At 65.6% G+C, this 8,748-nt stretch carries 6 protein-coding genes and 2 pseudogenes; 1 reads left to right on the top strand and 7 read right to left on the bottom strand.

Features of this window, described 5'->3' with window-relative positions; genetic code table 11:
- Positions 1–267: 267 nt before the first annotated feature.
- Positions 268–1,430 (bottom strand): IS3 family transposase gene (locus EAS64_RS42690; protein ID WP_439333592.1). Its coding sequence is split into 2 segments (ribosomal slippage): positions 268–1,142 and positions 1,142–1,430, totalling 1,164 coding nucleotides; the frame shifts between segments, so codons are not numbered across the junction.
- Between the two features lie 334 nt (positions 1,431–1,764).
- On the opposite strand from EAS64_RS42690, the gene EAS64_RS42685 reads away from it, so the two are divergent.
- Positions 1,765–2,175, top strand: a complete 411-nt coding sequence (locus tag EAS64_RS42685) for an SHOCT domain-containing protein (RefSeq protein ID WP_145862430.1) — start codon at positions 1,765–1,767, stop codon at positions 2,173–2,175.
- Positions 2,176–2,614: 439 nt separating this feature from the next.
- On the opposite strand, the gene EAS64_RS42680 is transcribed toward EAS64_RS42685, so the two are convergent.
- The 6 genes and pseudogenes from EAS64_RS42680 to EAS64_RS47830 all read right to left on the bottom strand — a co-directional run.
- Complete coding sequence (locus EAS64_RS42680) at positions 2,615–3,241, bottom strand: DinB family protein (RefSeq protein ID WP_246116160.1); 627 nt, start codon at positions 3,239–3,241, stop codon at positions 2,615–2,617.
- Positions 3,242–3,325: pseudogene (locus tag EAS64_RS47835) on the bottom strand (pentapeptide repeat-containing protein); the annotation flags it as partial.
- Between the two features lie 759 nt (positions 3,326–4,084).
- On the bottom strand, positions 4,085–4,417 hold the full coding sequence (locus tag EAS64_RS42675) for a histone-like nucleoid-structuring protein Lsr2 (protein WP_145862428.1): 333 nt from the start codon (positions 4,415–4,417) through the stop codon (positions 4,085–4,087).
- 842 nt (positions 4,418–5,259) lie between these two features.
- Complete coding sequence (locus tag EAS64_RS42670; RefSeq protein WP_145862427.1) at positions 5,260–7,713, bottom strand: choice-of-anchor L domain-containing protein; 2,454 nt, start codon at positions 7,711–7,713, stop codon at positions 5,260–5,262.
- 373 nt (positions 7,714–8,086) lie between these two features.
- Positions 8,087–8,422, bottom strand: a complete 336-nt coding sequence (locus EAS64_RS42665) for a hypothetical protein (RefSeq protein ID WP_145862426.1) — start codon at positions 8,420–8,422, stop codon at positions 8,087–8,089.
- Between the two features lie 6 nt (positions 8,423–8,428).
- Positions 8,429–8,500, bottom strand: a pseudogene (locus EAS64_RS47830) (hypothetical protein); the annotation flags it as partial.
- Positions 8,501–8,748 lie beyond the last annotated feature (248 nt).

Below are 8,748 nucleotides of genomic sequence, written 5' to 3'. Positions count from 1 at the left end.
AAACGCCCCGAACCAGACGAGACCGGCCCCAGCCAGCCCGCCTAGCCAGCAGCACCCCCGAAGCCGACGGCACGAACCGCCGCCGGCTGCTGCCGCCTGCCCGCTAACTCTCCATTTTTCGGGTCAGGAGGCTTCGAGTGCAGGTGGGCTGAGCAGTGTCTCCGCAGCTCAGTACGCCTTTACCCACATTCACGACTAACCGCGAATCACCGGGGCTTCCTGTCTCTATGACCTTGCCCCCGTTCGCCGGACACTTCGGGTGTGGGGTCAGGCGCCGTGGTCTGGCGGCCTGAGTCGTGTCTCGAAGTCGGCTGGGCTGAGCATCCCGAGGCTGGAATGCCTTCGCGCGGGGTTATACCAGCATTCTATCCATTCGAATATCGCGTTCGCTAGCTCTTTCCTGGATTTCCATGCCTTCCGGTCAAGAAGTTCTATCTGCATGGTGCCCCAGAACGATTCCATCATCGAGTTGTCGTAGCAGTCCCCGACCGTTCCCATCGAGCCGAGCAGCCCCGCGTCGCGGAGCCTTTTCCCGAAAGCCCAGGACGTGTACTGCGTTCCGTGGTCGGAATGCAGGATCGTTTTGCTTGACTCCGGGCGGCGCCGGAGGATAGCCATGCCGATCGCGTCGATGACCAGCTCCGATTTCTGGCTGACGTCAATTGACCAGCCGATGATCCGTCGCGAGCAGGCGTCCATGACCGCCGCGCAGTACACCTTTCCCTCGGCTGTCGGGTGCTCGGTGATGTCGGTCAGCCAGAGCTGGTCGAGCTCGACGACCGCGAACTGCCGGTGCACCAGGTCTTCCTCGGTCGCGGCGTTGACCAGGTTCTTCCGGCCTTTGCGCCGGTGGACGCCCTGCAGGCCGGCTTCGCGCATCAGCCGGGCGACCCGCTTGCGGTTCACCGTCTCGCCCAGGCCCAGGACCAGCTCGGCGTGCACCCGCGGCCACCCGTAAGTGCCGCGCGATTCCTCGTGAACCGCCGCGATCATCTTCGCAAGCTCCCTGTTCCTCGCGTTTCTCGGCGATTCCGGCTTTCCGAGCCATTCGTAATAGCCGGACGTGGACACGTTCAGTACCCGGCAGGCCGCCGCGACCGGGATTCCGGTATCGGCCAGCTCTCGGACCAGCCGGAAGGTTACTTTGGGAGGACGCTTTCCCTGGCAAAGTAAGCGGCGGCGCGCTTGAGGATGTCGTTTTCCATCTCAAGCTGCCGGTTTTTCCGGCGCAGCTCTGCGATCTCTTTCTTTTCCGCGCTGGTTGGCTTTAGCGGGCTGCTGCTTTCGTCGGCGTCGGCCTGGGCGAGCCAGTTCCGCAGGCACGATTCGCTGATGCCGAGGTCTTTCGCGGTCTTGGCGATCGGTGCGGTGCCCTGGCGGGCGAGCTCGACGGCGCGCTGGCGGAACTCCGGAGGGTGCGGTGCGGGCATGGGGACATCCTTCCTGATGGCCGAGGCCATCTCAGGTCAGGTGTCCGGGAAACGGGGGCAAGCTCACTACGGGCACGCGGGCACACACGCCCCTTACCCGCCGCTGGAGAGGTCAGCCTTTGGACGCCGAGCAGATCGGCGGAAAGCGCTTCGCGCCTCATCTGACCACGGTGATGTCGGCGACTCGCGGCGCCGAGGCGCACCTGGGCGTGGTCGCGAAAGCGGGCCGACGGAGATCACTCGCGGAGGGTGAAGCGCCGCGTGCGGGCGAGCGGGTAGATGAATATCAGGCTCTAGCCGCCGACGGCGGCACTACTGGGTAGAGGAGACGACCATGCCCCTTGCGGCCTCGACGGACTATCCCGTGCTGAACGTGTTCTGGACCATCTTCGAGATCTTCGCGTTCGTCCTCTGGTTCTGGCTCCTGTTCGTGATCCTGACGGATGTCTTCCGCAGCAGCGACTTGTCCGGCTGGGGCAAGGCAGGATGGACCATCTTCGTGATCTTCCTCCCGGTGATCGGAATCCTCACCTACTTGATCGTCCGTGGTCCGTCGATGCACGAGCGCTCAGCTCAGCAAGCCCGCCAGCAGGATGAGGCCCTCCGCAGTTACGTCCAGGAAGCCGCAGGCTCGACGCCAAGTTCCGCGGACCAGCTTGCCAAGCTGGCCGATCTACGGCAGCGCGGCGTCATCACCTCCGATGAGTTCGAGCAGCAGAAAACCAAGGTTCTCAGCTCCCAATGACCCGATGTCCCACTGGCCCTAGCCGCCGGGCTGGTCTAGCCCGCGCCGCAGGCCCGCCAGCCCGTCACCTGCCCGGGTGGGTAGTCCTACCCCGCCGCCGAGCAGCCGCGGGAAAGGGGTAATCCGGCCGCTGCCCGGCCCCGGCCAGGCGGGAGAGTCTGCCGGTAAGGCCGGAACGCCCGGCCCCCACGACCGCCACCTTCACGAGCCGCCGCCGCCCTGATCACGGCCGTCGCGGCGGTGCTCCTGGACCGCGCCCGGGCCAGCCGCCGGTCCGCCTCCAGCGCCGGGTGACGCACGGCTCCGACCCGGCACCAGCCGCGCCTGGACCAAGGCCACGGTCCAGGCGCGGCCCCGGCCAGGCCAGGCAGGCAGACGGAAAGGCCCTGGATGCTTGCGGTCCCCGGGGCAGGGATGGCGGACGGAGTCTCCGCCACGGTCATCCTCCGAGTAGGTGAAGGTCGCGCGCGCAGAAACCGTGGTGCGCCCACTCCTCGTCCAGTACCACGTGCACGCATTCGAGAACCGACTTTCCCCTGGCGTACGGTGGCCAGCCGCCGCCTGCTGGCACTGGCGCGGGTGCCGACAGCTGACTGTCCGCCACGGTCGACAGCCAGCGCTCAAGCTCGGCGCCTTGCATGTCGCGCACGGCCAGCACCTCGTCAAGCGTGGGGGACGCCGCCGGATCCAGGCCCTGCTCCTCCTGCTCAGGGACGAACTCGCAGGCCAATCCGATCGCGGTGAATGGTTCGGTCGAACCCAGGCAGCAGCGTCGGAACCACGAGTCGTGCACGAACACCAGATGGCGCAGGGTCTCTACCGTCGACCACTCTCCGTCTACGCGCTGGTGCTCCGAACCCTTGGGCATCCCTTGGAGCCGTTCGAGCGTCGCCGCCCAGTCGGTCCGCAGCTGCAGAAACCCGTGCCGCAGGTCGGCCGGATCGGCTGAGCGGATCAGCAGCCGCACTGGATGCCGGCGGTCAAGTTCGGCTTCGACGTACGACGTCACCTCGACTCCGTTGACCACCAGGTTGCTCACCAGCCCGTCGATGACGGCATCCTGCATTACCACTCCGATCAGACGGGCGCGAGTCAGGTCGCATTCTCGGAATTCGGCATCAGTCAGGTCCTGGTCTTTGAATGTCGCCATACCGAGCAGTATCCATCGGCGTGCCGACACCCCGGGTCATGGCTGTGAACTGCCAGCGTCGACACAAGGGCCTGGTCGCGGCGGCTCAAACCGAGCAGAGAACCGGCGTCCTTCGGCGCGCCTCGGCGCGACGGGCACGGATATTCGGCAGCGGTCATGCCTGCTCGCGCGGCATGCCGCGGTGATTTGCGCTCCCGCGGCATGCCCAGGTCAGCGCCCTGCCCGCAGCACGTTCCATGACCTGCCCGGCAACCCGCATAGCGCTCCGAAGGAGGTAGCTACGCCCGCGTTCCTCGCGGCATAGTCAAAGACACCTTCGCTGACCAGCACGATGAAGATCACCTACACCACGCAACGGGAGCGACCGCCGACAGCGATCGGCCACGATGCGATGCCCGTGGTAGCACGCACCCGACGCCCCAATTATGCGCGGCCACGATTGCGGCGTAGACGTGTCCGGGAGCCGCCCATAGCGGCGGGTATCTGGTGCCGTCATCAAGAGCACTGATGTGTTGTCGGCCACGCAGAGCCACGATGTGTCTATACGCGCTGGCTGCCGGACTGAGAACGCGCTGACGTCGCGGAGCGTTCGTTTGCCTCGGCGTCTGCCCGGAGATCGTTTCCGGAGGTTACGTCAGCCATGCCGGCATTCTTCAAGCGTAGCAATAGTCACAGGCCAGGTCAGAAGGTGCTGAGGCGGGTTATGCCTTGTCCCTCAAAGGAACCCTGGCAGCGATTTCGCGGAACACCGCTAAGTCTCTAAACCCCTGCGGCCGTCTTGTACTGCTCGACGACGCCGGCCGGGACACGGCCGCGGTCCTTGACCTCGATGCCCTGCCCCTTGGCCCACTCGCGGACCTTGGCGGTGTCAACGGCGGCGCTGCCGCGCCGGCCGCGCCCTGCGCTCCTGGATGTGCCGCCGGTCCGCCGGGCGTGCGCGAGGTACTGCTCCAGTGCCTTGCGGAGTTCGTCGCTGTGCGCGGCGCTGAGGTCGATCTCGTATTCCGTGCCGTCCAGGCCGAAGCGGACGGTGCCGGCCGCCTCGCCGCCGTCGAGGTCATCAATGAGCAGCGTCTGAATTCTCTGAGCCATGAAAGAATCCTAATCCCCTCCGGTGAGGGAAAGTACGCAGCCGCGCTGCGCCTAACCGCTTGCCGGCCAGTCATCCCGGCCCGCGCACCAGCGATTCCCGCGGTTAGCAACGTCTTCGCCGCCGCCGGGGTCGGATAAGGACGTCCGGCCATCGTCTGGTCGCGGACTTCCGCGACATCGCCTCCACTGCCAGGCCGACGCGCGGACGCCGACAACCCTTGCCAAGTCCGATCCACGCCATCGCCAACGCAGCAGCGGAGGCGCGCCGAGCGCTTGATAAACGGGTGATAATCTCCGCATGGATTTTCGAAAAATTGAACGATTATCACTTGTGTATCTAGCGGTGCATATCAGGCATTCAGGTCATCCCATCGACATCCGAAGCGCTGAAGAAGGGGTAACGATATCGCCGAATCCGAGGCCAGAGCAACCTCGTGAGGCCGTCAAGCTGGAGCATGCAGATTGATCATTCGGGCGTGTTGTCAACGTCGGAAACCAACCGATCCCGCGTGATACCGCTGCGTCGCCTGGCGTGCGACCTCTGTCGTTACTCCCCACCAACTTGACCTGGTCGTAACCGCTAGACGCTCTGCCGGTCGCGCGGCCACGAGCCTCGATAGTTCACGCCAGGAACCTGGCTGGTACGCCTGCACGGCCGCTGCTGCATCGGAAGGCCCCGAGTTCCGCGGCACGCGCGGTGATCTCGTTCGCGTACGCATTCATGGCCACGGCGGCGTCGCCTGTCCGAGGGATTGAGCTGTTTGCTGGGTAACCGTGCCCCGCCGCAGCCTTCCACTCGGCTTGGCGGGGCACCGTGCGTTTGCCTGCTTTCGCTTGGGTTGCTAGTCGGTCCAGATGCCGCCGTCTACCAGGGCGACGGCGCTGTCGTATATGTGGTCGGAGGTGTCGGCTACGGCGATCCTGACCGTGGCCGGCTGGCCGGGGGTAACCGGGACCGAGCATGTCAGCGGGACGGTCAGGCCGTCCATTGTGGTGTTGTAGCCAGCCGCGCCTGTCGAGTTGTCAACGTAGTACTGGCTGTTGGTGTGGTCGTTGATGGTGTTGATGGAGACCGGCGTGCTGGTCCCTGGGACGAAGGCGCAGTTGGCGCCGTTCACGTAGACGGCCATCACGTCGTTGTACTGGCTGCCGACGAACTCCGGGTACTCTTCGCTGGCGAACACGTACTTGACATGCAGCGTGGAGCCGGTCGGGATGACCGTCACCGTGTAGGAGGAGGCGTCGTACGTCGGGTAGCCAGCCAGGGCGGACAGGTCGGGATCGCCGGGCAGGCCGAGGTTGGTGCTCGCGAACTGACTTGGCGAGCCGACAGCGTCCGCGACCAAGCCGGTACTCAGTACCCACGTCTTCTGCCCCGGCACGAAACCGTCCACGTGTCCCCACTGGTCCGGTGAGCCCGTCGTGGAGTCGCTCACCTTGGAGACTCCCGGTCCGAGGAGCGAGTCAGGAGTGCCCTCCGGCTTGTTGCATCCGGTGGGCAGGTCCCATGGCGAACCCGGGTACTTCAGCGTGCCGTTGAGCGCGTTCAGCGTGATGTCCTGCTCGTAGGACCAGCCGTTCAGCCATGCCTTCGCGGTCAGGCTCAGCCCCGCCGTCAGGTTCACGGCCGCCTCGGTGCACAGGTTGAACTGGGGGTCGCCCACCGGGAAGATCGCCTTGAAGCTGGCGTCGATCGGGTCGAATTCGCCCTTGACCCCGGCGATGACCGCGGCCTCTTCGGTGCCGACACCAGGGCCGAGTATGAACTCGCCCCCCAGCTTGAGCCCCACCGTGCCGTTGACCTTGACATCCGGCGTCAGCGGCGTGGCCTGCAAGATGGTGTTTCCGGCGAATGAGGCACCGTTCTTTATGCTCATCGAGCCCGAGACCGCGACCCCGCCGAGCACCGACGCACCAAGGTTGGAGATTTCCACCCCGCCGCCGATGGAGAACTCCGCGGTCGGGTCGAGGGACAGGGCCATCGGAACCGGGTCCACCGACAGCATCTTAAACAGCCCGGGAAGCGGCAGCGAGCAACTGTAGTCACCGCTGGTCTCGATGCTGACCGCGCCCGTCACTTTCGCGGTGAGCGCCAGGCTCATCGACGCGCCGTCGGGCACGCTGACACCGAGGAAGTTGTACTTGTCAAGCTTGGTGGCGAAGTCACCGCCCAGCGCGATACTCGGCGAGAACGTGACCTTCTGCGAGACCCCGACATCCCCGCACAGCGAGGTCGCCGCCGGGGCGGCTAGCCCCTTCGCGGTGGACTTCACGGCAGTCTTCGGCTGCTGCGGTGTGACCTTGGAAGACGTGGCCTTAGCAGACACGGGCGCGGTGACAGTGGCTGAGGGCTTGCCGGGATCCGGTGCTGTCGGCACCGGCGTGGGCAGCAGGGACGGGTCGGTGGTGAAGGAGTCCACTGAGAGCTCGTAATAGTCGAACGCGTCGCTTAGGCCGCCGGCGACCAGAGCGACTGTCCTGCCGTCGGCGGACACCGCGCTGACCACTCCGAGGAAGCCCCCAGGCAGCGTGCCTGAAACCGGCAGGATCATCGCGGACCCGAGGAACGGCACCGGGACACCGGCGACCAGCACCACCTGCACCCCGGTTCCGGTGGTGGTCACCGAGGAGAGATCGGCGGCCTTAGCGAAGAACGTGGACGGCTCGGCGACGTAGGTCGCGCTTGTCGACCCGGCGGCCGGCGTAGTGCTCACGGTGATCACCAGCGGGCCGTGCCAGTTCTTGTTATGGAAGGTGAACAGCGAATAGGTGTACTTCGTCCCCGCCGCTAGATTGCTGTCCGCGGCATTCGTGCCGGTGACAGAGACGCCAGTGCCCTGCCCCGGCGACTGCGGCGCTGACTGGCCAGCGCCGCGGCGCAGTATGTAGGACGCCCCGGCCGGACCAGTCCAGCTAAGCGAGATTGCGGTCTGGGTGACTGCGGTAACGTGCACGTCTCGCGCGCCACCGTCGCTGGTATAGGTCACGTTGAGCGTCGTCGTCTTGCCTGGATAAATGACGGCCTCCGGCGCCGAGGACTTGCCCTCATACCTGGCACCGCTAAAAAAGACCACAGGCAGTGCTACGTGATAGGCGCCGGCGGCCAGCGAGAAATGCACGCTCGTCGATACACCGGCGGGCGGCTTCGCCGCTATCAGATTCGCTGTCCCGCCGATGAGGACATTCGCTGGAACTCCATCCGGCGCACCGACGGTCACGATCAGCGTGCCGGGCTGGCCCGCGGAATGTTCCGAGGCCTGCGCGGATATCGCGGTAACGCTAAGTCCCGCAATCATGGCCGCAATAATCGAGATTAGCCAAATCATTTGTTTTGGCACGCGTGCTGACATACCGATTCCCGCCCCCTAGTCACAGAAATGATGACTTTCCTTTTATACAGTCGCAGGGCCGTCAGGGCAATCTCGGCATTGAATCCTCCATAAGAGGGAAAGTGCGCAACCAAAAGGAAACGCACACGTTCCTTCTCACCTTCGGAGAATTGCGGCCCGACTAACTTAGCTCAGTTAGGGGCTTGTTTCGCGTGTGAGGCAAGCACGCGGGCAAGGGCGGCACCCGACGGGATGCGCGCTCGCGACCTAAAGGGCCCAGATCAGCGACGACAGGGCTTTGAGTCAATGGCATGGCCGGGCCGCGCCCTAGCTTAACTTCTTAACCCTTCTGCCTGGTCAGTTGCGTGTTCGTGGTGCGTGGCATGTCGGCTTTCACCTTGGGCGTAGGGTCGGTTTTGGTCTGGGAGTGGCCCGGCCGAAGAGCCGGCGTCTTGGGGTGTGAGCCGGCCGCGCTGGCGGGCGAGTCGTTCCCCGCTTGCCCTCCCGGGCCCTTCGCACGGGCGGCGTCAGCCTTGAGGTGCTTGTAGAAGGCATCGCTGACCTGCCGATTCAGGGCGCGCAGCGCCTCCTTGGCCGTCTTGCCCTCGGCGATCTTCTTGTCGTAGTAGGCGCGGCCCTGGCTGTGCGGGTAGCGGACCCGGGTGACGGCGGTCATGTGCGCGGCGTGGTTCAGCCGCCGGTTCCCGCGCAGGGACAGCCGGCAGACTTTCCGCCTGCCCGAGGACACCTCGACCGGCGCAGTGCCGTTATAGGAGGCGAAGTTGTCCCGGCCGGCGAACCGGGAGACGTCGTGGCGGCGATGAACGGCCCGACGCCGAACATCTGCGTCAGCGAGGTGCCGGTGCCCTGCACCGCCTCCGCCAGCCTCCGCCTGGCCCGGTGCAGCTGCTCATCGGCCCGGCGCAGGTCATCGAGCAGGTCGGCGGCCAGCTCCAATGATCGGCAGATCATGGGCCCGCCGATGGTTTGTCGAGCCTGCGA

Source organism: Trebonia kvetii (assembly GCF_007827045.1).
Taxonomy (GTDB): Bacteria; Actinomycetota; Actinomycetes; order Streptosporangiales; family Streptosporangiaceae; genus Trebonia; species Trebonia kvetii.
This window is presented reverse-complemented; position numbering and strand designations above follow the sequence as displayed.

Bases quoted from the DNA above. Each gene is read 5' to 3' on its own strand.
- EAS64_RS42665 (WP_145862426.1), bottom strand. From the start codon at position 8,422: ATGACCGCCGTCACCCGGGTCCGCTACCCGCACAGCCAGGGCCGCGCC.
- EAS64_RS42680 (WP_246116160.1), bottom strand. From the start codon at position 3,241: ATGCAGGATGCCGTCATCGACGGGCTGGTGAGCAACCTGGTGGTCAAC.
- EAS64_RS42675 (WP_145862428.1), bottom strand. From the start codon at position 4,417: ATGGCTCAGAGAATTCAGACGCTGCTCATTGATGACCTCGACGGCGGC.
- EAS64_RS42670 (WP_145862427.1), bottom strand. From the start codon at position 7,713: ATGATTGCGGGACTTAGCGTTACCGCGATATCCGCGCAGGCCTCGGAA.
- EAS64_RS42685 (WP_145862430.1), top strand. From the start codon at position 1,765: ATGCCCCTTGCGGCCTCGACGGACTATCCCGTGCTGAACGTGTTCTGG.